Source organism: Ramlibacter aurantiacus (genome assembly GCF_016722895.1).
Lineage (GTDB): Bacteria > Pseudomonadota > Gammaproteobacteria > Burkholderiales > Burkholderiaceae_C > Ramlibacter > Ramlibacter aurantiacus.
Genome location: NZ_JAEQNA010000007.1, coordinates 219368 through 245000, shown reverse-complemented (window position 1 = coordinate 245000; position 25633 = coordinate 219368). Strand labels below are relative to the sequence as shown.

Genomic DNA, 25633 nt, shown 5'->3' with positions numbered 1-25633 from the left:
ACCCCGAGATACGGAGCAAGCACATGGGAAAAGTCACCGGCTTCATGGAATACGAGCGCATCGAGGAGGGCTACAAGCCCGTTCCCGAGCGCATCAAGCACTACAAGGAATTCGTCATCGGCCTGAGCGACAAGCAGGCCCAGGTGCAGGGCGCGCGCTGCATGGATTGCGGCATTCCGTTCTGCAACAGCGGCTGCCCGGTCAACAACATCATTCCGGACTTCAACGACCTCGTGTACCACCAGGACTGGCAGGGCGCCTGGCTGGTGCTGGATTCGACCAACAACTTTCCCGAGTTCACGGGGCGCATCTGCCCCGCGCCCTGCGAGGCGGCCTGCACCCTCAACTTCAACAGCGACGCCGTGGGCATCAAGTCGATCGAGCACGCGATCATCGACCGCGCCTGGCAGAACGGCTGGGTCACGCCGCGCGTGCCCGAGGTGCGCACGGGCAAGAAGGTGGCCGTGGTCGGCTCGGGGCCGGCCGGCATGGCCGCCGCCCAGCAGCTGGCGCGCGCCGGCCATGAGGTGACGCTGTTCGAGAAGAACGACCGCATCGGCGGGCTGCTGCGCTATGGCATCCCCGACTTCAAGATGGAGAAGCACCACATCGATCGGCGGGTGGAGCAGATGAAGGCCGAGGGCGTCACCATGCGCACCGGCGTGTTGATCGGCAAGCTGCCCGAGGGCTCCAAGGTGACCAGCTGGGCCAAGGAGGTCATCAGTCCCGAGCAGCTGCAGAAGGATTTCGACGCCGTGGTGCTGGCCGGCGGTGCCGAGCAGTCGCGGGACCTGCCGGTGCCCGGCCGCGACCTGGACGGCATCCACTTCGCCATGGAGTTCCTGCCGCAGCAGAACAAGGTGAACGCGGGCGACAAGGTCAAGGGCCAACTGCGGGCGGACGGCAAGCACGTCATCGTGATCGGCGGCGGTGACACCGGCAGTGACTGCGTGGGCACCAGCAACCGGCACGGCGCCGCCAGCGTGGTGCAGTTCGAACTGATGCCGCAACCACCCGAGCACGAGAACAAGCCGCTGACCTGGCCCTACTGGCCCTACAAGCTGCGCACCAGCTCCAGCCACGAGGAAGGCTGCGAGCGCGAGTTCGCGATCGCCACCAAGGAGTTCATCGGCGAGAAGGGCAAGGTCACCGGTCTGAAGACGGTTCGAGTCGAGTGGAAGGACGGCAAGATGGTCGAGGTGCCCGGGACCGAGCAGGTCCTCAAGGCCGACCTGGTGCTGCTGGCCATGGGCTTCGTGAGCCCGGTGTCCACCATCCTCGAAGGCTTCGGCGTCGACAAGGACCCGCGCGGCAATGCCCGCGCCACCACCGAAGAAACCGGCGGCTATGCCACCAACGTGCCCAAGGTGTTCGCGGCGGGCGACATGCGCCGCGGCCAGAGCCTGGTGGTCTGGGCCATCCGCGAAGGCCGGCAGGCGGCGCGCGCGGTCGACGAGTTCCTGATGGGGCGCAGCGAGTTGCCACGCTAACCCGCCGCCGGCCAAGGGGCGACAGCACGCCCGGTATCATCGCGGGCACCCATGGCCGGGCTTGACCCGGCCGCCGGCCGCACCCCCCATGCCCGATCCCTACCCCTCCCCACTCGTTGAATGCCGCGACCTGCGCTTCGGCTACGGTGAGCGGCCCATCCTCGACGGGGTGAGCTTCACCGTCCCGCGCGGCCAGGTGACGGCCCTGATGGGCGCCTCGGGTGGCGGCAAGACCACGGTGCTCAGGCTGATCGGTGGTCAGGTGCGTGCGCAATCGGGCGAGTTGCTCTTCGACGGCCAGGATGTGGGTCGCCTCGATGCCGCGGGCCTGTTCGCGGTGCGCCGGCGCATGGGCATGCTGTTCCAGTTCGGCGCCCTCTTCACCGACCTTTCGGTCTTCGACAACGTGGCCTTTCCGCTGCGCGAGCACACGCGGCTGCCCGAGCCCCTGATCCGCGACATCGTGCTGATGAAGCTGAACGCGGTGGGCTTGCGCGGTGCCCGCGACCTGATGCCGAGCCAGGTGTCCGGCGGCATGGCGCGGCGGGTCGCATTGGCGCGGGCCATCGCGCTCGACCCTGAGCTCATCATGTACGACGAGCCCTTCGCTGGCCTGGACCCGATCTCGCTGGGCACCTCCGCCCAGCTGATCCGCCAACTGAACGACACGCTCGGCATCACCAGCATCGTGGTGTCGCACGACCTGGACGAGACCTTTCGCATTGCCGACCAGGTGATCATCCTGGCCAACGGACGGGTCGCGGCCCAGGGCACGCCGGACGAGGTTCGCGCCTCCACCGACCCGCTGGTGCGGCAGTTCGTCCACGCCGAGCCCGAGGGGCCGGTGCATTTCCACTACCCCGGTCCTACGGTGGACCAGGATTTCGGCGCGGGACTCGGCCCATGAAGCCCGTCGCCGGCCTCGCCCAGCTGGGCTTCGTCACCCGTCGCAAGCTGGCCGACCTGGGTCGCGGCCTGCGTCTGTTCCTGCGGCTGCTGTCCCTCACCGGCCCCAGCCTGCGTCGCTTCGGCCTGGTGCGCGACCAGGTGCATTTCCTGGGCAACTATTCGTTGGCCATCATTGCCGTGTCGGGCCTGTTCGTCGGGTTCGTGCTGGGCCTGCAGGGCTACTACACGCTGCAGCGCTACGGCTCATCCGAGGCGCTGGGCTTGCTGGTCGCGCTGAGCCTGGTGCGCGAACTCGGCCCGGTGGTCACGGCGCTGCTGTTCGCGGGCCGCGCCGGGACCTCGCTCACTGCGGAGATCGGCCTCATGAAGGCCGGCGAACAGCTCTCGGCGATGGAGATGATGGCGGTCGACCCGGTGCGTCGCATCCTGGCCCCCCGCTTCTGGGCCGGCGTGATCACCATGCCCTTGCTCGCCGCGATCTTCAGCGCGGTCGGCATCATCGGCGGCTGGGTCGTGGGCGTGCTGATGATCGGTGTCGATCCCGGCTCGTTCTGGAGCCAGATGCAAGGCGGCGTGGACGTCTGGCGCGACGTGGGCAACGGGGTCATCAAGAGCATCGTGTTCGGCTTCACCGTGACCTTCGTCGCGCTGCTGCAGGGGTTCGAGGCGCACCCCACGCCCGAAGGCGTGTCGCGCGCGACGACCCGCACGGTGGTGGTCGCCTCGCTGTCGGTGCTGGGGCTGGACTTCCTCCTCACGGCCATGATGTTCAGCATATGAAGCTCGGCAGCACGTGTGACCCGCGCGCGGGTGTCGTGCTGAATCGGAAGGATTGGAATGGATCGATCGAAGAATGACGTGTGGGTGGGCCTGTTCGTGCTGCTGGGCGCGCTCGCCATCCTGTTCCTGGCCCTGCAGTCGGCCAACCTGTTGAGCCTGAGCTTCCAGCCGACCTACCAGGTGTCGGCGCGGTTCGACAACATCGGCGGGCTCAAGCCCGGCGCCGCGGTCCGCAGCTCGGGCGTGGTGGTCGGGCGCGTCGAATCGATCAGCTTCGACGACAAGACCTACCGCGCACGGGTGAACCTCGAGCTGGAGAAGCGCTACCAGTTTCCGCGCGACAGCTCCATGAAGATCCTCACCAGCGGCCTGCTGGGCGAGCAGTACCTGGGGATCGAAGCGGGCGCCGAGGAGCAGATGCTCGCGGCCGGAGATACCATCACCAACACCCAGTCGGCCGTCGTCCTGGAGAACCTGATCGGCCAATTCCTCTACAACAGGGCTGCCGAGCCTGCGCCTGCGCCGCCCTCGGCACCCGCTACCGCGCCGCGTCGATGATGTTCTCGACCCTCGGCCAGCTGCTGTCACGCTGGCTTCTTCTCCTGCCCCTGGTGATGCTGGGGGCCTGCGCCACCGGGCCCAATCCGGTGGACCCCTACGAGTCGTGGAACCGCAAGGTGGCGACGTTCAACGAGCGGGTCGATTCGGTCGTGCTCCAGCCGGCCGCGATCGCCTACCGGCAGGCCGTGCCGCCGCTGGCCCGGACCGGGGTCAACAACTTCTTCAACAACTTCAACGACGTCTGGTCCACGGCCAACAACGTGTTCCAGCTGCGGCTGGTGAATGCGGCCGAGAGCTGGATGCGGGTCAGCGTGAACACCGTCTTCGGGCTGGGCGGACTGCTCGACATCGCCACCGAGTTGGGGATCGAGCGGCATCGCGAGGACTTCGGCAAGACCCTGGGGCGCTGGGGCGTGCCGACCGGCCCCTACATGGTGCTGCCGCTGCTAGGCCCGTCGACGGTGCGGGACACGGTGGGCATGCCGGTCGACTACATGCTCGATCCGCTGAGCGCCATCGATCCGGCCAGTGCCGAAACGGCCTTCGCCGTGCTGCGCGTGATCGACGCCCGCTCCAACCTGTTGCGCGCCAGTTCGGTGCTGGACCAGGCGGCCCTGGACAAATACAGCTTCACCCGGGACGCCTACCTGCAGCGGCGCGAGTCGCAGATCTACCGCGGCCGCAGGGCCCAGGAGGACGAGAGCGACGGTGACATCCCGCCGGAAGAAGGCCGCTGAGCGAAAGCAAGCGTGTGAAACGGCCGGAACCGCCCCGCCGCGCGAACCCTCGAACCCGCAGGGGCCGCATGGCCCGGCCATTCATTCGAAAGATCAAGACATGAAGAGACGTGTATTCAGTTTGGCGGCCGGTGGCGCCGCGTTCGGCCTGTCGTCGATCGCCTACCTGCCTTCCGCCTGGGCCGCCGACGAGGCACCGGATGCGCTCATCAAGCGCCTGTCCGACGAGGTGCTGACGCAGATCCGCTCCGATCCGGCCCTGCGGGCGGGGGACATCAACCGCATCATGACGGTGGTGGACAACAAGATCATGCCCAACGTGAACTTCCGCCGCATGACCGCGGCCACGGTGGGCCCCGCCTGGCGGCAGGCGACCCCCGAGCAGCAGAAGCGGCTGCTGGAGGAGTTCAAGAGCCTGCTGGTGCGCACCTATTCGGGCGCGCTGGCCCAGATCGGCGACGAAACCGTGTCGGTGCGGCCCGCCCGCTTCTCGCCCGAGGACAAGGAAGTCGTGGTGCGCACCGAGATCCGCGGGCGGGGCGAACCCATCCAGCTCGACTACCGGCTCGAGCGCACCCCCGGCGACGGGGCCGGCTGGAAGATCTACAACCTGAACGTGCTGGGCGTCTGGCTGGTCGAGACCTACCGCAGCCAGTTCGCGCAGGAGATCAATGCCCGCGGCATCGACGGCTTGATTGCGACGCTCACCGAACGCAACCGGGCCAACAACGCGGCTCGTCGCAGTTGACGGACGCGCGCCGGTGACCATCTTGCTGCTGCCCGCGGTCGTGACCCACGAGCAGGCCGGCGCCTGCTCGCGCATGCTTGCCCAGGCTTTGCGCCGCGTGCCGGAATCGCACGCCGTCGCCGACGCCTCGGCGCTCGATCGCTTCGACTCGTCGGCCCTGGCGGTGCTGCTGGAGTGCCGCCGCGACGCATTGGCCATGGGCAAGACTTTCGGCGTGCGCAAGCTGCCGCCGCGGCTGCGGGCGCTGGCCTCGCTCTACGGCATCGAGCCGCTGCTGCCCCAGGAGGCGTAGGGACGCCGACGCGGCCGCACGAGGGCCTGGCGCCCCGCGGCCTAGAATCGCGGGTTGCCTATGCCCGCGATCTCCTTCCAATCGGTCACCAAGACCTATGCCACCGCACGCGGCGAATTCCGTGCCCTGTCGGACGTGAGCCTGGACATCGAGGAGGGCGAGTTCTTCGGCCTGCTGGGCCCCAACGGTGCAGGCAAGACCACCCTGATCAGCATCCTGGCGGGCCTGGTGCGCGGCAGCGCCGGCCGCGTGGTCGTTCGCGGCCACGATGTGCAGTCCGACTACGCGCAGGCGCGCCGCCAGCTGGGCGTCGTGCCGCAGGAACTGGTGTTCGATCCGTTCTTCTCGGTCCGCGAGGCCCTTCGCATCCAGTCGGGCTACTTCGGCATCCGCCACAACGACGACTGGATCGACGAACTGCTCCAGAGCCTGGGGCTGGCGGACAAGGCCACCGCCAACATGCGCCAGCTCTCCGGCGGCATGAAGCGGCGGGTGCTGGTGGCCCAGGCCCTCGTGCACAAGCCGCCGGTGATCGTGCTGGACGAGCCCACCGCGGGGGTCGACGTGGAATTGCGACAGACGCTGTGGCAGTTCATCGCGCGACTGAATCGGCAGGGCCACACCGTCCTGCTGACCACCCACTACCTCGAGGAGGCCGAAGCCCTGTGCGGGCGCATCGCCATGCTCAAGGCCGGGCAGGTGGTGGCCCTGGCGCGCACTTCCGAGCTGCTGAAAGCGGCCTCCAGCAACGTGCTGCGCTTCAAGACCGAAGGCCACCAGTTGCCGCCCGAGCTGGCGGCCAAGGCCCGCATCACGGGCCGCATCGTGCAACTGCCCGCCCATGACGCCCACGAGATCGAGGCCTACCTGGCGGCGATCCGTCAGGCCGGGCTGCGGGTGGAGGACGTGGAGATCCGCAAGGCCGACCTGGAAGACGTGTTCCTGGACGTGATGGCGGAAAAAAAGAAGGACCTGGTGGCGACGTGACCGGCTGGCAAACGCTTTTCTACAAGGAAGTCCTGCGGTTCTGGAAGGTGAGCTTCCAGACCGTGGCCGCGCCGGTGCTCACCGCGCTGCTGTACCTGATGATCTTCGGGCACGTGCTGCAGGACCATGTGAAGGTCTACGACCGCATCTCCTACACCGCCTTCCTGGTGCCGGGCCTGGTGATGATGAGCGTGCTGCAGAACGCGTTCGCCAACAGCTCGTCTTCGCTGATCCAGAGCAAGATCATGGGCAGCCTGGTGTTCGTGCTGCTCACGCCCTTGTCCCACCGCGCCTGGTTCGTGGCCTACGTGGGTTCGTCCGTTGCGCGCGGGCTGGCGGTGGGCACCGGGGTGCTGCTGGTCACCACCTTGTTCGTGCGGCCGCAGTTCGCATCACCGCTGTGGATCCTGGCCTTCGGCTTCATGGGGGCCTGGATGCTCGGTGCGCTGGGCGTGATCGCCGGCTTGTGGGCCGAGAAGTTCGACCAGATGGCCGCATTCCAGAACTTCGTGATCATGCCCATGACCTTCCTGTCGGGCGTGTTTTATTCCATCCACTCGCTCCCCGGCTTCTGGCAGCAGGTGAGCCATCTCAACCCGTTCTTCTACATGATCGACGGGTTCCGCTACGGCTTCTTCGGCGTGAGCGATGTCTCCCCCTGGACCAGCCTGTCCATCGTGGCCACCGCGCTGGTGGTGGTCAGTGCGATCGCACTGCACCTGCTGCGCATCGGCTACAAGATCCGCAACTGATGCCGGCGCCGCATGGCGCCCCATGCCCATGACCGCAGACGAACTCAAAGCCATCATTGCCGCAGGCCTGGCCTGCGAACACCTCGAAGTCGAAGGCGACGGCCGCCACTGGTCGGCCGTCATCGTCTCGAGCGAGTTCGAGGGCAAGCGCCCGATCCAGCGCCACCAGCGGGTCTACGCCACCCTGGGTGCGAGAATCCAGAGCGACGAGGTGCATGCCTTGTCGATGAAGACACTGACGCCGGCCGAGTGGTCCGCGTCCTGATCCCAGCCGCACACCCCTGAATCCCATGGACAAGCTCTTGATCCGCGGTGGCCGTCCCTTGCAGGGAGAGGTCCGGATTTCCGGCGCCAAGAATGCCGCGCTCCCCGAAATGTGCGCGGCCCTGCTCACCGCCGATCCGGTCACGCTGGACAACGTGCCGCGGCTGCAGGACGTGGCCACCATGGCCACGTTGATCGCCAACATGGGCGTCTCGGTCGAGCGCTCCGACGACCGGCTGGCCATCGATGCCAGCCGCCTGAGTTCACCCGAGGCGCCCTACGAACTGGTGAAGACCATGCGGGCCTCGGTGCTGGCGCTCGGTCCCTTGCTGGCGCGCTTCGGCGAGGCCACGGTGTCCTTGCCCGGCGGCTGCGCCATCGGCTCGCGCCCGGTCGACCAGCACATCAAGGGCCTGCAGCAGATGGGGGCGGAGATCGTGGTCGAGCACGGCTACATGATCGCCAAACTGCCCAAGGGCCGCGAGCGGCTGCGCGGCGCGCACATCCGCACGGACATGGTGACCGTCACCGGCACCGAGAACTTCCTGATGGCCGCCTCGCTGGCCGAGGGCGAGACCGTGCTGGAGAACGCGGCAATGGAGCCCGAGATCGCCGACCTGGCCGAGATGCTGATCGCCATGGGCGCCGACATCGAGGGGCACGGCACCAGCCGCATCCGCGTGCGCGGCGTCGCCAGGCTGCGTGGCTGCCAGCACCGGGTGGTGCCCGACCGCATCGAGGCCGGCACCTTCCTGTGCGCGGTCGCCGCCACCGGTGGCGACGTGCTGCTGCGAGGTGGTCGGGCCGACCACCTCGAAGCCGTCATCGACAAGCTGCGCGAGGCGGGTGCCGCGGTCGAAGCGGTCGAGGGCGGCATTCGCGTGCGCGCCAGCGGCCGGCTGGCGGCCCAGAGTTTCCGCACCACCGAATACCCGGGCTTTCCCACCGACATGCAGGCCCAGTTCATGGTGCTCAACGTGATCGGGCAGGGCTCGTCCCTGGTCACCGAGACCATCTTCGAGAACCGCTTCATGCACGTGAACGAACTGGTCCGGCTGGGTGCGCACATCCAGGTCGACGGCAAGTCGGCGCTGGTCGAGGGGGTCGAGCGGCTGTCGGGTGCCGCCGTCATGGCCACCGACCTGCGCGCCTCGGCCAGCCTGGTGATCGCCGGCCTGGTGGCCGACGGCGAGACCCTGGTCGATCGCATCTACCACCTGGACCGGGGCTACGACCGCATGGAAGACAAGCTGCGCGGGATGGGCGCCGACATCCAACGGATCAAATGAGTTCGACCGCTGCCATCACGCTCGCCCTGTCCAAGGGCCGCATCTTCGACGAGACGCTGCCGCTGCTTCGTGCCGCCGGCATCGAGGTGCTCGAAGACCCCGAAACCTCGCGCAAGCTGATCCTGGCGACCAGCCAGCCCGATGTGCGGGTGGTGCTGGTGCGCGCCACCGACGTGCCCACCTACGTGCAGTATGGCGGCGCCGACCTGGGGGTGACCGGGCTGGACACCTTGATCGAGCACGGCAGCCAGGGGCTGTACCAGCCGCTGGACCTGGCCATCGCCCGCTGCCGTGTCAGCGTCGCCGTGCGCCAGGACTTCGACTACGCGAGCGCGGTGCGCCAGGGTTCGCGGCTGCGCGTGGCCACCAAGTACGTGTCCATCGCGCGCGAATTCTTCGCCGCCAAGGGCGTTCACGTGGACCTGATCAAGCTGTACGGCAGCATGGAGCTGGCGCCGCTGACCGGCCTGGCCGATGCGATCGTCGACCTGGTATCCACCGGCAGCACGCTGCGCGCCAACCAGCTGGTGGAGGTCGAGCGCATCATGGACATCAGCTCGCGCCTGGTGGTCAACCAGGCTTCGCTCAAACTCAAGCGGGTGCCGATCCGGCGCCTGATCGATGCCTTCGCCGGCGCCACCGGCTCCGGCAACCGCGCCCCATGACCCCAGCTGCCCAGCCCCTGCGCCTGTCCACCGCCCAGCCCGATTTCGAGTCGGCCTTCCAGGCGCGGCTGCACTGGTCGGCCGACACCGACGCCGAGGTCGAGCAGCGCGTGGCGTCCATCCTGGCCGACGTCGCCGCACGAGGCGACGCCGCCGTGCTCGAGTACACGGCGCGCTTCGACCAGCTGCAGGTCGCCTCGATGGCCGAGCTCGAACTGAGCCAGGGCGAGCTCAAGGCGGCCTTCGACTCCCTGCCCGCGCCGCAGCGCGACGCGCTCGAGCAGGCCACGGCCCGCGTGCGGACCTACCACGAGGCCCAGAAGAGGGCTGCCGGCGAAAGCTGGAGCTACCGCGACGCCGATGGCACGCTGCTCGGGCAGAAGGTGACGCCCCTGGACCGCGTGGGCATCTACGTGCCGGGCGGCAAGGCCGCTTACCCCTCGTCGGTGCTGATGAACGCGCTGCCGGCACGGGTGGCCGGGGTCGAGGACATCGTGATGGTCGTGCCCACGCCGCGCGGCGAGAAGAACGCCCTGGTGCTGGCGGCTGCCTGGCTGGGTGGCGTCACGCGTGCCTTCTGCGTCGGCGGCGCGCAGGCGGTGGCCGCGCTCGCCTACGGCACCGCCACCGTGCCGCGCGTGGACAAGATCACCGGTCCCGGCAACGCCTATGTGGCCAGCGCCAAGCGGCGCGTGTTCGGCCAGGTGGGCATCGACATGATCGCCGGGCCCAGCGAAATCCTGGTGCTGGCCGACGGCAGCACGCCGGCCGATTGGGTGGCCATGGACCTGTTCTCGCAGGCCGAGCACGACGAGCTGGCGCAGAGCATCCTGCTGAGCCCCGACGCGACCTATATCGAGCGGGTGCAGGCCGAGATCGATCGCCTGCTGCCCCAGATGCCGCGCGCCGGCATCATCGCCCGCTCGCTGAGCGGGCGGGGCGCGCTGATCCACACGCGCAGCATGGAAGAGGCCTGCGAGATCAGCAACCGCATCGCACCCGAGCACCTGGAGATCGCCAGCGCCGAGCCGCAGCGCTGGGAACCCTTGCTGCGCCATGCCGGCGCGATTTTCCTGGGCGCCTTCACCAGCGAATCGCTGGGTGATTACTGCGCCGGCCCCAACCACGTGCTGCCCACCAGCCGCACGGCGCGCTTTTCCAGCCCGCTGGGCGTGTACGACTTCCAGAAACGCAGCAGCCTGATCGAAGTGAGCGAGCAGGGTGCGCAGGTGCTGGGGCGCATCGCCTCGGTGCTCGCCCATGGCGAGGGCCTGCAGGCCCACGCCCGTGCCGCCGAAATGAGGCTCAAGCCATGACCGACGCCATCCTTTCCGAGCGCCTGCGGCCCCTGATCCGGCAGGACATCCAGTCGATGCAGGCCTATGCGGTGCAGGACGCCGCCGGCCTGGTCAAGCTCGACGCCATGGAGAACCCGTTCACCCTCCCGCCCCCCCTGCAGGCCGAGCTGGGCCGGCGCCTGGGCGCGCTGGCACTCAACCGCTATCCGGGCCCGCGGCTGGACGATCTGCGAGAGGCGCTGGTGCGGCATGCGAACCTGCCCGAGGGCTGCGCACTGATGCTGGGCAATGGATCCGATGAGCTGATTTCGCTGCTCGCCATGGCTTGCGACGTGCCCGGCGCGGCCATCCTGGCGCCGGTGCCGGGCTTCGTGATGTACGCCATGAGCGCGCAGCTGCAGGGCCTGCGGTTCATCGGCGTCGACCTGCGACCCGACTTCCAGCTCGACGAAGCCGCCATGTTGAACGCCATCGAGCGCGAGCGTCCGTCCATCATCTACTTGGCCTACCCCAACAACCCGACCGCCGGGCTGTGGGACGACGCGGTGATCGAACGCATCGTGCGCGCCGCACCGGGCCTGGTGGTCATCGACGAGGCCTACCAGCCGTTCTCCAGCCGCAGCTACATCGACCGGCTCGCGTCGCACCCGCACGTGCTGCTCATGCGCACGCTCAGCAAATTCGGCCTGGCCGGCGTGCGCATCGGCTACCTGGCCGGCGCCCAGCCGCTCATCGCCGAAATCGACAAGGTGCGCCCGCCCTACAACGTGAGCGTGCTCAACGCCGAGGCGGCGCTGTTCGCCCTGGAGCACGCGGACGTGTACGAGGCGCAGGCAGCGCTGCTGCGCGAGCAACGCGCCGGCCTGATGCGAAGCCTGGCCGAGCTGCCGGGCGTGCAGCCGTGGCCCAGCGACGCCAACATGATCCTGGTGCGCGTGCCCGACGCGGCGCGGGCCTTCGCCGGCATGAAGCAGCGCGGCGTGCTGGTGAAGAACGTTTCTAAAATGCATTCCTTGCTTGTCAACTGCCTGCGACTGACCGTCGGTACGCCCGAGGAAAACGCCCGGATGCTGCAGGCGCTGCAGGCTTCCCTATGACCACCACCCCCGACACTGCGCGCACCGCCGAGGTCGTGCGCCATACCGCAGAGACGCAGATTCGCGTGGCCGTCAACCTCGACGGCACCGGGCAGGCTCGCCTGTCCACCGGCATCGGCTTTTTCGATCACATGCTCGACCAGATCGCCCGCCACGGGCTGATCGACCTGGACATCGAGGCCAAGGGTGACCTGCACATCGACGGGCACCACACCGTGGAGGACGTCGGCATCACGCTGGGCCAGGCGGTGGCCAAGGCCGTGGGCGACAAGAAGGGCATCCGACGCTATGGGCACGCCTACGTCCCGCTGGACGAGGCCCTGTCGCGCGTGGTGATCGATTTCTCCGGCCGCCCGGGCCTGGTGATGAACGTGCCGTTCAAGAGCGGCATGATCGGCAGCTTCGACACCCAGCTGGCGCACGAATTCTTCCAGGGCTTCGTCAACCATGCCTTCGTGACCCTGCACGTGGACAACCTGCGGGGCGAAAACGCGCACCACCAGTGCGAAACCGTGTTCAAGGCCTTCGCCCGTGCGCTGCGCGGCGCGCTGGAGCGCGATCCGCGCGCCGCCGGCGTCATCCCTTCCACCAAGGGCACGCTCTGACATGGCTGCGGTGAAGACCGTCGCGGTCGTCGACTACGGCATGGGCAACCTGCGCTCGGTGACGCAGGCGGTGCTGCATGCCGCGCGCGGCAGCGGGGTCGACGTCGTGTGGGCGCGCCGCCCCGAGGAGGTGCTGGCCGCCGAGCGCGTGGTGCTGCCAGGACAGGGCGCCATGCGTGACTGCGTGCGCGAACTGCACGCCTCCGGCATGCATCCTTCCGTCATGCACGCGGCGGCCAACAAGCCCTTGATGGGGGTCTGCGTGGGCATGCAGATGCTGCTCGATCGCAGCGAGGAAGGCCCCACCGAGTCGCTGGGACTCGTCCCCGGAGAGGTCGTGCGCTTTCGCCTGCAGGACCGGCGGCAGCCGGACGGCAGCCGCTACAAGGTGCCGCAGATCGGCTGGAACCAGGTGCGCCAGTCGCAACCGCACCCCGTGTGGGAGGGCGTGGCCGACAACAGCTGGTTCTACTTCGTCCACAGCTACTACGCCCGCCCGTCGGATGCCTGCCACAGCGTCGGTGAAGCCGATTACGGCGGCGTCTTTACCGCCGCCATCGCGCGCGGTAATATTTTTGCTACACAGTTCCACCCCGAAAAAAGCGCTGAGTCCGGTCTTGCCCTTTATCGGAACTTCCTGCTCTGGAATCCCTGACTTCGCGCTGGCTTTGATGCGGTAGGCGCGGTCTCCAATCGATCCATTCTTTTTTCCTCCATGCTTCTCATTCCCGCCATCGACCTGAAGGACGGTCATTGCGTGCGCCTCAAGCAGGGCGACATGGACCAGGCCACCACCTTCAGCGAAGAACCGGCCGCCATGGCGGCAAGCTGGCTGGAAAAAGGGGCCCGGCGCCTGCACCTGGTCGACCTCAACGGCGCGTTCGCGGGCAAGCCGCAGAATTTCAGCGCCATCCGCTCCATCCTGAAGGCCGTGGGGGACGACATCCCGGTGCAGCTCGGTGGCGGCATCCGTGATCTGGACACCATCGAGAAGTACATCGACGGCGGGCTTCGCTACGTGATCATCGGCACGGCCGCGGTGAAGAACCCCGGCTTCCTCAAGGACGCGTGCAGTGCCTTCGGCGGCCACATCATCGTGGGGCTGGATGCCAAGGACGGCAAGGTCGCCACCGATGGCTGGAGCAAGCTCACAGGGCACGAGGTGGTCGATCTGGCCCGCAAGTTCGAAGACTGGGGTGTCGAGTCCATCATCTACACCGACATCGGTCGCGACGGCATGCTTTCGGGCATCAACGTCGAAGCCACCGTGAAGCTCGCGCAGGCCCTCACCATCCCGGTCATCGCCTCCGGCGGGCTTTCGGGCATGGCGGACATCGAGAAGCTGTGCGAGGTGGAAGACGAAGGCATCGAAGGTGTCATCTGCGGGCGCGCCATCTATTCCGGCGACCTCGATTTCGTGGCCGCACAGGCCAAGGCCGATCAACTGAGCGCCTGAATTTGCTGGCCAAACGCATCATTCCCTGCCTGGACGTCACGGGCGGACGGGTCGTCAAAGGGGTCAACTTCGTCGAGCTGCGCGACGCGGGCGATCCGGTCGAGATCGCCGCGCGCTACAACGAGCAAGGCGCCGACGAGCTCACCTTCCTGGACATCACCGCCACCAGCGACGACCGGGACCTCATCCTGCCCATCATCGAGGCGGTGGCCTCGCAGGTGTTCATCCCCTTGACCGTCGGTGGCGGTGTTCGCACGGTGGACGATGTCCGGCGGCTGCTCAATGCCGGCGCCGACAAGACCAGCTTCAACTCGGCGGCCATCGCCAATCCCCAGGTGATCTCCGAAGCCTCGGATCGATATGGCTCTCAGTGCATCGTGGTGGCGATCGACGCCAAGCGGCGGGGCGGTGGCGACGATCTCGCCCGCGGACCCGGGTGGGACGTCTATAGCCACGGCGGGCGCCGGAACACCGGTCTCGATGCCGTGGCGTGGGCCCGCGAGATGGCTCGTCGCGGCGCCGGCGAGATCCTGCTGACCAGCATGGACCGCGACGGCACTCGCTCGGGCTTCGACCTCGCATTGACACGTGCGGTGTCCGACGCGGTCGAGGTCCCGGTGATCGCCTCGGGGGGCGTCGGCATGCTCGAACACCTCGCCGATGGCGTGACGCTGGGCGGGGCCGATGCGGTCCTGGCGGCCAGCATCTTCCATTACGGCGAGTTCACCGTCGGCCAGGCCAAGCAGCATCTTCGCGACCGCGGGATCCCGGTGCGCCTGTAACAGGCGAGGGGGCCTGGCGCGTCGTCGTGCGGATCACCGATGACGGACAATCGACCCATGAATTGGCTGGATCAGGTCAGGTGGGACGAGCGCGGGTTGGTCCCGGCGATCGCGCAGGAGGCGTCGAGCGGTGACGTCCTGATGTTTGCGTGGATGGACCGCGAGGCCCTGCGGCAAACTGCCGAGCTGGGGCGCGCCGTCTACTTCAGCCGCTCGCGTGGCCGGCTGTGGTTCAAGGGCGAGGAGTCCGGACACGTGCAGCGGGTGCATGAGCTACGGCTCGATTGCGACCAGGACGTGGTCCTGCTGCGGGTCACCCAGGAAGGGCACGACCCTGGCATCGCCTGCCACACCGGGCGGCACAGCTGTTTTTACCTGCGGCTGGAGCAGGGCGCCTGGCAGCCTGTCGAGCCGGTGATCAAGGAGCCCGGGCAGATCTACGGCAAGGGGTACGCATCATGAGCTCGTCGGAGGTGCTGGACCGACTCGCCGCGGTCATCGAGAGCCGCAAGCCGGCGTCTGGCGGCGACCCGCAGCGCAGTTACGTGGCGCGCCTGTTGCACAAGGGGCCGGACGCCTTCCTCAAGAAGATCGGCGAGGAGGCTTGTGAGACCGTGATGGCTGCCAAGGATTGCGACCATGGCGGCGACCGATCGCGGCTGGTCGGCGAAGTGGCCGACCTGTGGTTCCACAGCATGATCGCGCTGGCGCATTACGGGCTCGGACCGGCCGATGTCGTGGCCGAACTGGCACGCCGCGAAGGTCTGGGCGGCCTGCAGGAAAAGGCCATGCGCGCAATCGGCGAGAGCGATTCGTCAGCCGCCTGAGGGCCGGGCAGTCGTGCAGGAGCAGAGATGAACCAACCTGTGATCTACGAAGAAAAGACCGCGAACGACCGACTGGTCATGCACGTGCTCTACGGCATGCACACGGTGGCTTGGCTGAGCATGGGAACCCTGGCCGTGATCGCGCTGATCGTCAATTACATCAAGCGCGGCGATGAGCAGGACCCGGGCTATATCGCGCACCACAGCTACATGATCGCCACCTTCTGGTGGACCATCTTCTGGCTGGTGCTGACTTCGCCGCTGTACCTGCTGTTCATCGTGCCGGGCATGGCCGCCTGGACGATCGTGGGGCTGTGGTACCTGTACCGCTGCATCCGCGGATGGCTGAGGTTTACCAATGGCACGCTTCCCTGAGCGCGTAGCACCATGAACGAGCGCGACCCGAACTGCATCTTCTGCAAGATCGTGGAGGGGCAACTGCCCTCCCGCAAGCTGTACGAGGACGAGGAACTCCTGGCCTTCCACGACATCCACCCGTGGGCGCCGGTGCACTTCCTGGTCGTTCCCAAGCGGCACATCCTGTCGATGGCCCATGTCACGTCCGAGGACGCACCCTTGCTGGGGCGCATGATGAGCCTCATACCGCAGCTGGCGATGCAGGCCGGCTGCAGCCCCTACCCACATGGCGGCTACCGGATCATGGTGAACACGGGGGACCATGGCGGGCAGGAGGTGCATCACCTGCACCTTCACGTGATCGGGGGGCCGAGGCCCTGGATCAAGGGGTAAGTCCCTGTCCCTTCCGTCGAGTGCACATCCGCACGCCGACTAAAATTCGAGCAATTCTTTCAGGAGTGATTCCATGGGTTCGTTTTCCATCTGGCATTGGCTGGTCGTGCTGTTGATCGTCGTGCTGGTGTTCGGCACCAAGAAGCTGAAGAACATGGGCTCTGACCTTGGCGGCGCGGTGAAGGGCTTCAAGGACGGCATGAAGGACGGGTCCGCGCCTGAAGCCGAAACGCCGCCGCAGCAGGTGACGTCGGCCCCGTCCGCCACGGACAGCAACAAGAACACCATCGACGTCGAAGCCCGCAACAGGTCCTGAGCCACTGACCGGCTGAACTGGCTGTGATCGATCTCGGCATTTCCAAGATGGCTTTGATCGGCGCCGTGGCGCTGATCGTCATCGGGCCTGAGAAGCTGCCCCGTGTGGCGCGTACCGTCGGCACGCTGCTGGGCAAGGCCCAGCGTTACGTGAACGACGTCAAGGCCGAGGTGAACCGGTCCATGGAGCTCGACGAGCTCCGCAAGATGAAGGACTCGGTGGAGACCGCGGCGCGTGATGTGGAATCCTCCATCCACGGCGCCGCGTCCGACATCGACCGGCAATTCAACGACGCGGCCGCCGCCTTCGATTCGGCCGCGCCGTCGCCGATGCTCGACGTGCCGCCCGATTCCCCCGAGTACAAGCGGCCGCGCAAGAACTGGCGGCTCAAGCAGGGCGCGGTGCCCAGTTGGTACAAGGCCCGCAACGGCGTCCGCACGCGCGCACTGTCGGGCGCGGCCCGGGTTGCGCGGTACCGGCCCAAGAAACTCAACTGATGGCCGACCCCAATAAAGAAGACGAGCTCGCCGGGACTGAACAACCATTCGTCGCCCATCTGGTCGAGCTTCGTGACCGCCTGATCAAGGCGCTGATCGCCGTCGGCGCCGTCGCGGCCGTCCTGGCAATCTGGCCTGGGCCGGGTGCCCTGTACGACCTGCTGGCCGCCCCGCTGACGGCCACCTTGCCCAAGGGTGCGACGCTGATCGCGACCTCGGTCATTTCGCCGTTTGTCGTGCCGCTGAAGATCCTGCTGATGTCGGCGTTCATGATCGCCTTGCCGGTCGTGCTCTATCAGGTGTGGGCGTTCGTTGCGCCGGGGCTTTACAGCCACGAAAAGAAGCTCATGCTGCCGCTGGTGATTTCCAGCACGCTGCTGTTCTTCGTCGGCGTGGCATTCTGCTATTTCTTCGTGTTCGGACAGGTTTTCACCTTCATCCAGAGCTTCGCGCCCAAGAGCATCACCGCTGCGCCTGATATCGAGGCCTACCTGAGCTTCGTGCTGACCATGTTCCTGGCTTTCGGCCTGGCCTTCGAGGTTCCCATCGTGGTGGTGGTGCTGGCGCGGCTGGGCATGGTGAGCATCGACAAGCTCAAGTCGTTCCGCAGCTACTTCATCGTGCTGGCCTTCATCGTGGCCGCGGTCGTGACGCCGCCGGACGTGGTCTCGCAGCTGGCGCTGGCGATCCCGATGATCATCCTCTACGAAGTGGGCATCTGGGCGGCGCAAGTGTTCATCAAGCACACGAAGGCACCCGACGAAGAGGGCGCTGCCGCAACCGACGCCTGACCCGACCTCCGGTAGGCGCTGCCGTCCGCTCCTTGCGGCGGCCGGACGGGATCAGCGCTGCGAGACGGGGCGTGGTGCGGGGCGAAGGCCCGGCGTGACGTTCAGGTCCACCGCGTCATCTCTACGCATCAGCTTGAAGGCGGCTGTGGTGCCCGGCCGCAGGGCTGCGACCTGGGTCAGCAGTTCGGACACACTGGCCACGCGCTGTCCGGCGACCTCGGTGATCACATCCCCCGGGCGGATGCCCGCTTGCGCCGCCGGGCCGTTCTGCAGCACCCCGGTGATCAGCACCCCCTGCCGAGTCTTCACGCCGAAGGTCGACATCAGTTCAGGCGACAGGTCGACGGGCTCGACGCCAATCCAGCCGCGCCGGACGACGCCGTCGCGGACGATCGACTCCAGGACCATCTTGGCGGTCGAGGCTGGAATCGCGAAGCCGATGCCCATGTTGCCGCCCGAGCGCGAGTAGATGGCCGTGTTGATGCCCAGCAAGCGGCCCTCGGTATCGATCAGGGCGCCACCCGAATTGCCGGGATTGATGGCCGCGTCGGTCTGGATGAAGTTCTCGAAGGTGTTGATGCCGAGCTGGTTGCGCCCGAGCGCACTGACGATGCCGCTGGTCACCGTCTGCCCCACGCCGAACGGGTTGCCGATGGCGAGCACCTGGTCGCCCACCTGCAGGTCGTCCCCGCTGCCGAGCGTGACCACCGGCAGACCGTCCAGCTTGACCCTCAGCACGGCCAGGTCGGTTTCCGGGTCGGTGCCGATGACGCTGGCGCGCGCGGACCGGCTGTCGTTCAGGACCACCTCGATTTCGTCCGCACCCTCGATCACGTGGTTGTTGGTGAGGATGTAGCCGTCCGGGCTGATGATCACGCCGCTGCCCAGCCCGGACTGCGGTGCGGGGCCGCGGTCACCGAAGAAGAAGCGGAACCATGGGTCGGTCGTCTGGGGCGACTGGGCAGCCCGCATGGTGTTGATGCTCACCACGGCCGGAGATGCTTTCTGCGCGGCCTGGCGCAGGCTGCCAGCCGGAATGGTGCCCGCCGGCAGGGGTGGGGCCTCGATCAGGGTGACGCCCGTGCTGCGGCTGAGGGAGGGCGACCGGCCGAGCCACTCGGGTTTGAGCGTGGCGATGACGAACCAGGCGGCCAGCAGCACGGTGACGGCCTGGGAAAACACGAGCCAGTAACGACGCATGAAGGGTGGGGTAGCAGGTAAACGCGAAAGTGTAGAGCCGCGGCACGCATCGGCGCGACACAATCGGCCTTTCGACGCACCTTTCCGATGGTTGACCGACAAGAGCTGCTTCGCGCATTCGACGACCTGCTGCAACCCGAGCGCTACAAGGACTACGGTCCGAACGGCCTGCAGGTGGAGGGTCGCGCCGAGATCCGCAGGATCGTCTCCGGCGTGACCGCCAGCGTGGCGCTGATCGATGCCGCCGTGCAGGCCCGGGCCGATGCCGTGTTCGTGCATCACGGGCTGTTCTGGCGCGGCCAGGACGGCCGTGTCACCGGGTGGATGAAGCAGCGGCTTTCCAGGCTGCTGGCGCACGACATCAACCTGTTCGCCTACCACCTGCCTTTGGATGGGCACCAGGACCTGGGCAACAACGCGCAGCTCGGCTGGCGGCTGGGGCTTCGGGCGCAGGCGCGGTTCGGTGAGCAGGAGCTGGGCTTCATCGGCGAGCCGGCCGATGCAGGCGGCTTCCACGACACCGACGCGCTGGCGAGCCATGTCCGCAGCGTGCTGGGCCGCGAAGTGGTGGCCGTGGCGGGTGCGCACCAGCCACTTCGACGCATTGCCTGGTGCACCGGGGGCGCGCAAGGCTATTTCGAGGCCGCCATCGCCGCCGGGGCACAGGCCTTCATCACCGGGGAGATCTCCGAGCCACAAGCGCACTACGCCCGCGAGTGCGGCGTGAGCTTCATCGCCTGCGGCCACCATGCCAGCGAGCGCTACGGCGCGCCGGCGGTGGCGGGGCATGTCGCGCAAGCGCTCGGGCTCGAGCATCGGTTCATCGACATCGACAACCCGGCATGACGGCGCGAACACTGGCCTTGACCATGGGTGATCCGGCCGGCATCGGTCCCGAGATCCTGGTGCGTGCCTTCATGCGGGAGCCACGACGGCTGGCGGGCTGCTTCGTGGTGGGCGACCTGCCGCACCTGCGTCGAGCGACCCGGGTGGTTTGCGGCGCGGGCGCGCTGCCATGGACTGTCGCCTTGATCGACCGCCCCGCCGAGGCGCTGGAAGTGCCGCCGCGATGCCTGCCGCTGCTGCAGGTGGGAGAGCCGGCGTCGCAGCTGCTGCCCTGGGGACAGGTGCATGCGGCGGGTGGGCGCATGGCGGCCGATGCGGTCACCTGGGCGGCTCGGGCTGCGCTGCGCGGGGACGTCGCCGCCGTCGTCACGGCGCCATTGCACAAGGAATCGCTGGCGGCCGCCGGCGTGCCGCATCCGGGTCACACCGAACTGCTGCAGGCCGAAGCGGCGGCATACCTGGAGCGACCGCTGGCGCAGGTGCCGGTCCGAATGATGCTCGCCAGCGATGAGCTGCGGACCGTGCTGGTAAGCATCCACGTCTCGCTGCGCCAGGCGATCGACGCCGTTACGCTGGAGAACGTGCGCCAGACCATCCGCATCACCCACGACGCTTTGTCCCGCGCGCTCGGCCGGCCTCCGCGCCTGGCGGTGGCGGGGCTGAATCCACACGCGGGGGAGGGCGGGTTGTTCGGACGCGAGGAGTTGGAGGTCATCGGCCCCGCCGTGGCGGCGAGCCGGACCGAAGGGTTGGACGTGCAGGGCCCCTTCGCGCCCGATACGGTGTTCATGCGGGCTCGCGGGCTCAAGGAGTTCGACGCGGTGGTGGCCATGTACCACGACCAGGGCCTGATCCCGGTGAAGTACCTGGGGCTCGACAAAGGAGTGAACGTCACCCTGGGCCTGCCGCTCGTGCGCACCAGCCCGGACCACGGCACTGCCTTCGACATCGCCGGCCAGGGCCTCGCCGACCCGGCCAGCCTGCTCGAGGCCGTGCGGGTGGCGCGGCAGCTGGCCCAATTCGACGGGCGCGGTCCTATCGCTTGAGGCTGTCGCGGATCTCGCGCAGCAGCACGATGTCCTCGGCCGGCGCCGCGGGTGCGGCCGCCGGCGGCTCGGCGCTGGCGCGGCGCAGGCGGTTGATCTGCCGCACCATCACGAAGATCACCAGCGCCAGGATCAGGAAGTTCACCAGCACGGTGATGAAGTTGCCCCAGGCGAAGACCGGCACGCCCGCGCGGGTGAGGTCGGCCAGGGTGCGCGGTGTGCCGGGTGGAATGGCGCCGAGCACGACGAACAGGTTGGAGAAGTCGAGCCGGCCGGTGACCAGGCTCACCAACGGCATCACCAGGTCCTTGACCAGCGAGTCGACGATCTTGCTGAAGGCGGCGCCGATGATCACGCCCACCGCAAGGTCGACCACATTGCCCTTGATGGCGAACTCGCGAAACTCCTTGGCGATGCTCATCGTTTTCCTTCGAAGTGGGAAGGTCTGCAGTATGGCGCGGCGCCCGCTTCTCGCGGGCGGAAGGGCGTTGGCGCTCCGCTACAATCGCTGGTTGACCTAACTTCTGCGATTCCCTCGAGGACCCCCCATGAGTGACACCCCAGTCGACGCCAGCAAGCGTACGTGGTTGATCGCGTCCGGCTGCGCGGGCGCGGTGGGCGGCGCGTTCGTCGCCGTCCCGTTCGTCAGTAGCTTCCAGCCGTCGGAGCGGGCCAAGGCGGCGGGTGCGCCGGTGGAGGTGGACATCTCGGCGCTGCAGCCCGGCGAGAAGATCACCGTGGAGTGGCGTGGCAAGCCCGTGTGGATCATGCGCCGCACGCCCGAGCAACTGGCGGCCTTGCCCAAGCTCGATGACCAGCTCGCGGATCCGCTGTCGACGCGCACGGCCTACCCCACGCCGGAGTACGCGCGCAACGTGCATCGCTCCATCAAGCCCGAGATCTTCGTTGGCGTCGGCATCTGCTCGCACCTGGGCTGCTCGCCGATCGACAAGTTCCAGCCGGGTGCCCAGCCCTCGCTGCCGGCGGACTGGGTGGGCGGCTTTCTTTGCCCCTGCCACGGCTCCACCTTCGATCTGGCCGGGCGGGTGTTCAGCAACAAGCCGGCGCCAGACAACCTGGAAGTGCCGCCGCACACCTACCTCTCTGACACGCGTCTGCTGATCGGCGAAGACAAGGCTGCTTGACATGGCTGAATTCAAGGAAATCTCCCCCAACGCAAGCGCCGGCGCCAAGCTGTCCAACTGGTTCGAGAACCGTTTTCCCTCGGCCATCAGTGGCTGGAAGTACCACGTCTCCGAGTACTACGCGCCCAAGAACTTCAACTTCTGGTACTTCTTCGGCTCGCTGGCGCTGCTGGTGCTGGTGATCCAGATCGTCACCGGCATCTTCCTGGTGATGCACTACAAGCCGGACGCGGCCCTCGCGTTCGCCTCGGTCGAATACATCATGCGCGACGTCCCCTGGGGCTGGCTGATGCGCTACATGCACTCGACTGGCGCCTCGGCGTTCTTCGTCGTGGTCTACCTGCACATGTTCAAGGGCCTGATCTACGGGAGCTACCGCAAGCCGCGTGAGCTGGTGTGGCTGTTCGGCTGCTCGATCTTTCTGGTGCTGATGGCCGAGGCCTTCATGGGCTACCTGCTGCCCTGGGGCCAGATGTCCTACTGGGGTGCGCAGGTGATCGTGAACCTGTTCTCCGCCATCCCGTTCATCGGCCCCGACCTCGCGATCCTGATCCGGGGCGACTACGTGGTGAGCGACGCCACCCTGAATCGCTTCTTCAGCTTCCACGTGATCGCCGTGCCCCTGGTGCTGCTCGGGCTGGTCGTTGCCCACCTGCTGGCGCTGCATGACGTCGGATCCAACAATCCGGATGGCGTCGAGATCAAGGGTCCGAACGCTCTCAAGGACGAACAGGGTCGGCCGGTCGACGGCATCCCCTTCCACCCGTACTACACGGTCCATGACCTGTTGGGTGTCTCCGTCTTCCTGATGGCGTTCTCCGCGGTGATCTTCTTCGCCCCGGAGTTCGGTGGCTACTTCCTCGAGTACAACAACTTCATCCCGGCCGATCCGCTGAAGACGCCGGCGCACATCGCCCCGGTGTGGTACTTCACGCCCTACTATTCGATGTTGCGCGCCGTCACGTCGCAGATGGTGTACGCGCTGGTCGCGATCGCCGTCGTCGCGGCCGCCGTCGTGATCCTGCGTGGCCGCCTGCCGGGCCTGGTGAAGATCGGTGTCGCGGTCGTCACGGCCATCGCGATCGCGCTCCTGCTGGCGATCGATGCCAAGTTCTGGGGCGTGGTGGTGATGGGCGGCGCGGTCATCATCCTGTTCTTCCTGCCCTGGCTCGACGCAAGTCCGGTGAAGTCGATCCGTTACCGCCCGGGCTGGCACAAGTGGGTTTACGGCGTGTTCGTGGTGAACTTCCTCGTGCTGGGATACCTGGGCGTGCAGCCGCCCTCGCCTGGTGGCGAGCGCATCGCGCAGCTCGGCACGTTGTTCTATTTCGGCTTCTTCCTGCTGATGCCATGGTGGAGTCGCCTGGGCGAGTTCAAGCCTGTGCCCGAGCGCATCACCTTCGCCGCGCACTGAGCCCCCGAAATCGCAGCCATGAAAAATTGCATCTACTCCCTCATCCTCTCGGTCGCGATGGCGCTGGGCCTCGCCGGTCCCGCTCGCGCAGCCGGCGAGGGCATCAGCTGGGACAAGGCGCCGGCCAGCACCAATGACTTGGCGGCCTTGCAGCACGGAGCCAAGCTGTTCGTCAACTACTGCCTGAACTGCCACTCGGCGGCGTTCATGCGCTACAACCGTCTGACCGACATCGGCCTGAGCGAGCAGCAGATCAAGGACTACCTGCTGTTCGCCACCGATCGGGTGGGTGACACCATGAAGGCGAGCATCGATCCGCGCCACGCCAAGGAGTGGTTCGGGGCCAACCCGCCGGATCTCACGCTGATCGCCCGCTCGCGCTCCAGCCACGGTGGCACGGGTGCGGACTACCTCTACACGTTCCTGCGCACCTTCTATCCGGACGCGACCAAGCCCACCGGATGGAACAACCTCGCATTCCCCAACGTCGGCATGCCGCACGCCCTGTGGGAGTTGCAAGGCAAGCGCGAGCCGATCTTCGAGACGGTGTCCAGCCACGGCCATGACACCCAGGTTTTCAGGGGCTGGAAACAGGTCACCCCTGGCACCATGAGCCCGCGCGAGTACGACGAGGCGGTAGGCCACTTGGTGGCCTACCTGCAGTGGATGGCCGAACCGGCGCAGAACACCCGCGTGCGGGTGGGCGTCTGGGTGCTGCTGTTCCTCGGGTTCTTCACCTTCCTGGCGTGGCGACTCAACGCCGCTTTCTGGAAGAATGTCCGCTGACCGGATGATCTGAGGTCCGCCTTGGCGGGCCAGTTGCGATTGTTCGATACGAGAGTGGGCCGCCCCTGCGGCGGAGCCCACTCTTTCTGATTTCAAGGAGCCACCGCCATGATGGTGCTTTATTCGGGAACGACCTGCCCCTTTTCCCACCGCTGCCGTTTCGTCCTGTTCGAAAAGGGCATGGACTTCGAGATCCGCGACGTCGATCTGTACAACAAGCCCGAGGACATCAATGTGATGAACCCCTACGGGCAGGTGCCGATCCTGGTGGAGCGTGACCTGATCCTGTACGAGTCGAACATCATCAACGAGTACATCGACGAGCGCTTCCCGCACCCCCAGCTCATGCCTGGCGACCCGGTTGACCGTGCACGCGTGCGACTGTTCCTGCTCAACTTCGAGAAAGAGCTGTTCGCGCACGTGAGTACGCTCGAATCGCGTGCTTCCAAGGGCAACGAGAAGGCGTTGGAAAAAGCCCGCAGCCACATCCGGGACCGGCTGACCCAGCTGGCGCCGGTGTTCCTCAAGAACAAGTACATGCTGGGCGAGAACTTCTCGATGCTCGATGTGGCGATTGCCCCGCTGCTCTGGCGCATGGACTACTACGGCATCGAACTGTCGAAGAACGCCGCCCCGCTGCTGAAGTACGCCGAGCGCATCTTCTCGCGCCCGGCCTATATCGAGGCGCTGACCCCGTCTGAGAAGGTCATGCGCAAGTAAGGCAGTCGCCGGGCTGCTACGGCCCGGCGCCCGTCAATCAGCGCGACAGTCCACGATGAACGCACTCGAATCCACGTCGACCCGTCCTTACCTGATCCGGGCCCTCTACGACTGGTGCACCGACAACGGCCTCACGCCGTACATCGCCGTGCTGGTCGATGACACGGTGCAGGTTCCGCGCGAGTACGTGAAGAACGGTGAGATCGTCCTGAACATCAGTTTCGATGCGACCAGCTCGCTCAAGCTGGGCAATGATTTCATCGAGTTCAAGGCGCGTTTCGCGGGCATGGCCCGGGACATCATGATCCCGATTGGCCGAGTGCTCGCCATCTATGCGCGCGAGAACGGACAGGGGATGGCGTTCCCGGTGTCCGCCGCCGCACCTGATGCCACGGCGCCCGCGCGCGGGTCGCCGTTGAGCAGCGTTCCTGCCGCGGGTGGAGAGCAGGACTCGGCCGACCGCACGGTTCAGCGGATTACCGGTGAGGTGGCGCCCCCCGGTGCCGAGACCGAGCCGCCGCCCAAGCCGCCGGCCGGTGGCGGTCCACGTCCGGCGCTCAAGCGCATCAAGTGAGCGGGCGTA

Annotated in this window: 34 protein-coding genes; 32 read left to right on the top strand and 2 right to left on the bottom strand. The window is 67.1% G+C overall.

Going from position 1 to position 25633, the window contains the following annotated elements; all coding sequences use genetic code 11:
- Positions 1-23: 23 nt before the first annotated feature.
- From JI739_RS18365 to tatC, 25 genes are all read left to right on the top strand, one after another.
- Positions 24-1490, top strand: a complete 1467-nt coding sequence (locus JI739_RS18365) for a glutamate synthase subunit beta (protein ID WP_201685382.1) — start codon at positions 24-26, stop codon at positions 1488-1490.
- A gap of 88 nt (positions 1491-1578) precedes the next feature.
- On the top strand, positions 1579-2397 hold the full coding sequence (locus tag JI739_RS18360; protein WP_201685381.1) for an ABC transporter ATP-binding protein: 819 nt from the start codon (positions 1579-1581) through the stop codon (positions 2395-2397).
- Positions 2394-3179 (top strand): lipid asymmetry maintenance ABC transporter permease subunit MlaE, encoded by a 786-nt coding sequence (gene mlaE / locus JI739_RS18355; protein WP_201685380.1) that lies wholly within the window; start codon positions 2394-2396, stop codon positions 3177-3179. The genes JI739_RS18360 and mlaE overlap by 4 nt, the downstream gene beginning before the upstream one ends.
- A gap of 57 nt (positions 3180-3236) precedes the next feature.
- Complete coding sequence (mlaD, locus tag JI739_RS18350) at positions 3237-3737, top strand: outer membrane lipid asymmetry maintenance protein MlaD (RefSeq protein ID WP_201685379.1); 501 nt, start codon at positions 3237-3239, stop codon at positions 3735-3737.
- Positions 3734-4477, top strand: a complete 744-nt coding sequence (locus tag JI739_RS18345) for an MlaA family lipoprotein (RefSeq protein ID WP_201685378.1) — start codon at positions 3734-3736, stop codon at positions 4475-4477. The genes mlaD and JI739_RS18345 overlap by 4 nt, the downstream gene beginning before the upstream one ends.
- 100 nt (positions 4478-4577) lie before the next feature.
- Positions 4578-5225: an MlaC/ttg2D family ABC transporter substrate-binding protein gene (locus JI739_RS18340; protein WP_201685377.1), complete on the top strand. Its 648-nt coding sequence runs from the start codon at positions 4578-4580 to the stop codon at positions 5223-5225.
- Positions 5173-5517, top strand: a complete 345-nt coding sequence (locus JI739_RS18335) for an STAS domain-containing protein (RefSeq protein WP_354003752.1) — start codon at positions 5173-5175, stop codon at positions 5515-5517. Before JI739_RS18340 ends, JI739_RS18335 begins: the two co-directional genes overlap by 53 nt.
- 60 nt (positions 5518-5577) lie before the next feature.
- Positions 5578-6504, top strand: coding sequence for an ABC transporter ATP-binding protein (locus JI739_RS18330; RefSeq protein ID WP_201685376.1), 927 nt, complete (start codon positions 5578-5580; stop codon positions 6502-6504).
- On the top strand, positions 6501-7256 hold the full coding sequence (locus JI739_RS18325) for an ABC transporter permease (protein WP_201685375.1): 756 nt from the start codon (positions 6501-6503) through the stop codon (positions 7254-7256). Before JI739_RS18330 ends, JI739_RS18325 begins: the two co-directional genes overlap by 4 nt.
- A gap of 28 nt (positions 7257-7284) precedes the next feature.
- On the top strand, positions 7285-7521 hold the full coding sequence (locus JI739_RS18320; protein WP_201685448.1) for a BolA family protein: 237 nt from the start codon (positions 7285-7287) through the stop codon (positions 7519-7521).
- 25 nt (positions 7522-7546) lie between these two features.
- Positions 7547-8809 (top strand): UDP-N-acetylglucosamine 1-carboxyvinyltransferase, encoded by a 1263-nt coding sequence (murA, locus tag JI739_RS18315; protein WP_201685374.1) that lies wholly within the window; start codon positions 7547-7549, stop codon positions 8807-8809.
- Positions 8806-9474, top strand: coding sequence for an ATP phosphoribosyltransferase (gene hisG, locus JI739_RS18310; protein WP_201685373.1), 669 nt, complete (start codon positions 8806-8808; stop codon positions 9472-9474). The genes murA and hisG overlap by 4 nt, the downstream gene beginning before the upstream one ends.
- Positions 9471-10790, top strand: a complete 1320-nt coding sequence (gene hisD, locus JI739_RS18305; RefSeq protein ID WP_201685372.1) for a histidinol dehydrogenase — start codon at positions 9471-9473, stop codon at positions 10788-10790. The genes hisG and hisD overlap by 4 nt, the downstream gene beginning before the upstream one ends.
- Complete coding sequence (gene hisC, locus JI739_RS18300; RefSeq protein WP_201685371.1) at positions 10787-11869, top strand: histidinol-phosphate transaminase; 1083 nt, start codon at positions 10787-10789, stop codon at positions 11867-11869. Before hisD ends, hisC begins: the two co-directional genes overlap by 4 nt.
- A complete protein-coding gene (hisB, locus tag JI739_RS18295) occupies positions 11866-12474 on the top strand; it encodes an imidazoleglycerol-phosphate dehydratase HisB (protein WP_201685370.1) in 609 nt (202 codons plus the stop codon). Before hisC ends, hisB begins: the two co-directional genes overlap by 4 nt.
- 1 nt (position 12475) lies before the next feature.
- Positions 12476-13129 (top strand): imidazole glycerol phosphate synthase subunit HisH, encoded by a 654-nt coding sequence (gene hisH, locus JI739_RS18290; protein ID WP_201685369.1) that lies wholly within the window; start codon positions 12476-12478, stop codon positions 13127-13129.
- Positions 13130-13189: 60 nt separating this feature from the next.
- A complete protein-coding gene (gene hisA / locus JI739_RS18285; RefSeq protein WP_201685368.1) occupies positions 13190-13930 on the top strand; it encodes a 1-(5-phosphoribosyl)-5-[(5-phosphoribosylamino)methylideneamino]imidazole-4-carboxamide isomerase in 741 nt (246 codons plus the stop codon).
- 2 nt (positions 13931-13932) lie between these two features.
- On the top strand, positions 13933-14712 hold the full coding sequence (hisF, locus tag JI739_RS18280) for an imidazole glycerol phosphate synthase subunit HisF (protein WP_201685367.1): 780 nt from the start codon (positions 13933-13935) through the stop codon (positions 14710-14712).
- A 57-nt stretch (positions 14713-14769) separates the two neighbouring features.
- Positions 14770-15174 carry a phosphoribosyl-AMP cyclohydrolase gene (hisI, locus tag JI739_RS18275; RefSeq protein WP_201685366.1) on the top strand — a complete coding sequence of 135 codons (405 nt, stop codon included), beginning with the start codon at positions 14770-14772 and terminating at the stop codon, positions 15172-15174.
- Positions 15171-15539, top strand: a complete 369-nt coding sequence (locus tag JI739_RS18270; protein WP_201685365.1) for a phosphoribosyl-ATP diphosphatase — start codon at positions 15171-15173, stop codon at positions 15537-15539. The genes hisI and JI739_RS18270 overlap by 4 nt, the downstream gene beginning before the upstream one ends.
- Positions 15540-15566: 27 nt before the next feature.
- Entirely contained in the window at positions 15567-15914 is a 348-nt protein-coding gene (locus JI739_RS18265; RefSeq protein WP_201685364.1) for a DUF4870 family protein, read from the top strand.
- A 12-nt stretch (positions 15915-15926) separates the two neighbouring features.
- On the top strand, positions 15927-16289 hold the full coding sequence (locus JI739_RS18260; RefSeq protein WP_201685363.1) for a histidine triad nucleotide-binding protein: 363 nt from the start codon (positions 15927-15929) through the stop codon (positions 16287-16289).
- Positions 16290-16362: 73 nt separating this feature from the next.
- The gene (gene tatA / locus JI739_RS18255) at positions 16363-16605 is read left to right on the top strand and encodes a Sec-independent protein translocase subunit TatA (protein WP_201685362.1); all 243 of its coding nucleotides are present in this window, start codon (positions 16363-16365) and stop codon (positions 16603-16605) included.
- A gap of 23 nt (positions 16606-16628) precedes the next feature.
- On the top strand, positions 16629-17102 hold the full coding sequence (gene tatB, locus JI739_RS18250; protein WP_201685361.1) for a Sec-independent protein translocase protein TatB: 474 nt from the start codon (positions 16629-16631) through the stop codon (positions 17100-17102).
- On the top strand, positions 17102-17893 hold the full coding sequence (tatC, locus tag JI739_RS18245) for a twin-arginine translocase subunit TatC (protein WP_435531619.1): 792 nt from the start codon (positions 17102-17104) through the stop codon (positions 17891-17893). Before tatB ends, tatC begins: the two co-directional genes overlap by 1 nt.
- A gap of 51 nt (positions 17894-17944) precedes the next feature.
- Here the strand turns inward: tatC and JI739_RS18240 are convergent, their stop codons facing one another.
- Positions 17945-19093, bottom strand: coding sequence for a S1C family serine protease (locus JI739_RS18240; RefSeq protein WP_201685360.1), 1149 nt, complete (start codon positions 19091-19093; stop codon positions 17945-17947).
- Between the two features lie 87 nt (positions 19094-19180).
- Here JI739_RS18240 and JI739_RS18235 point away from each other — a divergent pair, with 87 nt between their 5' ends.
- Together JI739_RS18235 and pdxA are read left to right on the top strand one after the other, a co-directional pair.
- Positions 19181-19939, top strand: coding sequence for a Nif3-like dinuclear metal center hexameric protein (locus tag JI739_RS18235; RefSeq protein ID WP_201685359.1), 759 nt, complete (start codon positions 19181-19183; stop codon positions 19937-19939).
- Positions 19936-20985 (top strand): 4-hydroxythreonine-4-phosphate dehydrogenase PdxA, encoded by a 1050-nt coding sequence (gene pdxA / locus JI739_RS18230; RefSeq protein WP_201685358.1) that lies wholly within the window; start codon positions 19936-19938, stop codon positions 20983-20985. The genes JI739_RS18235 and pdxA overlap by 4 nt, the downstream gene beginning before the upstream one ends.
- Here the strand turns inward: pdxA and mscL are convergent.
- A complete protein-coding gene (gene mscL / locus JI739_RS18225) occupies positions 20975-21406 on the bottom strand; it encodes a large conductance mechanosensitive channel protein MscL (protein WP_201685357.1) in 432 nt (143 codons plus the stop codon). The two genes, pdxA and mscL, sit on opposite strands and share 11 nt — an antisense overlap.
- A gap of 127 nt (positions 21407-21533) precedes the next feature.
- Here mscL and petA point away from each other — a divergent pair, with 127 nt between their 5' ends.
- The 5 genes from petA (at position 21534) to JI739_RS18200 (ending at position 25624) form a co-directional block, all read left to right on the top strand.
- Positions 21534-22130 carry a ubiquinol-cytochrome c reductase iron-sulfur subunit gene (gene petA, locus JI739_RS18220; RefSeq protein WP_201685356.1) on the top strand — a complete coding sequence of 199 codons (597 nt, stop codon included), beginning with the start codon at positions 21534-21536 and terminating at the stop codon, positions 22128-22130.
- Between the two features lies 1 nt (position 22131).
- Positions 22132-23544: a cytochrome b gene (locus JI739_RS18215; protein ID WP_201685355.1), complete on the top strand. Its 1413-nt coding sequence runs from the start codon at positions 22132-22134 to the stop codon at positions 23542-23544.
- Positions 23545-23574: 30 nt separating this feature from the next.
- Positions 23575-24330 carry a cytochrome c1 gene (locus JI739_RS18210; protein ID WP_201685446.1) on the top strand — a complete coding sequence of 252 codons (756 nt, stop codon included), beginning with the start codon at positions 23575-23577 and terminating at the stop codon, positions 24328-24330.
- A 108-nt stretch (positions 24331-24438) separates the two neighbouring features.
- Positions 24439-25050, top strand: a complete 612-nt coding sequence (locus JI739_RS18205; RefSeq protein ID WP_201685354.1) for a glutathione S-transferase N-terminal domain-containing protein — start codon at positions 24439-24441, stop codon at positions 25048-25050.
- Between the two features lie 55 nt (positions 25051-25105).
- Entirely contained in the window at positions 25106-25624 is a 519-nt protein-coding gene (locus JI739_RS18200) for a ClpXP protease specificity-enhancing factor (protein ID WP_201685353.1), read from the top strand.
- The last annotated feature ends 9 nt before the right edge of the window (positions 25625-25633 follow it).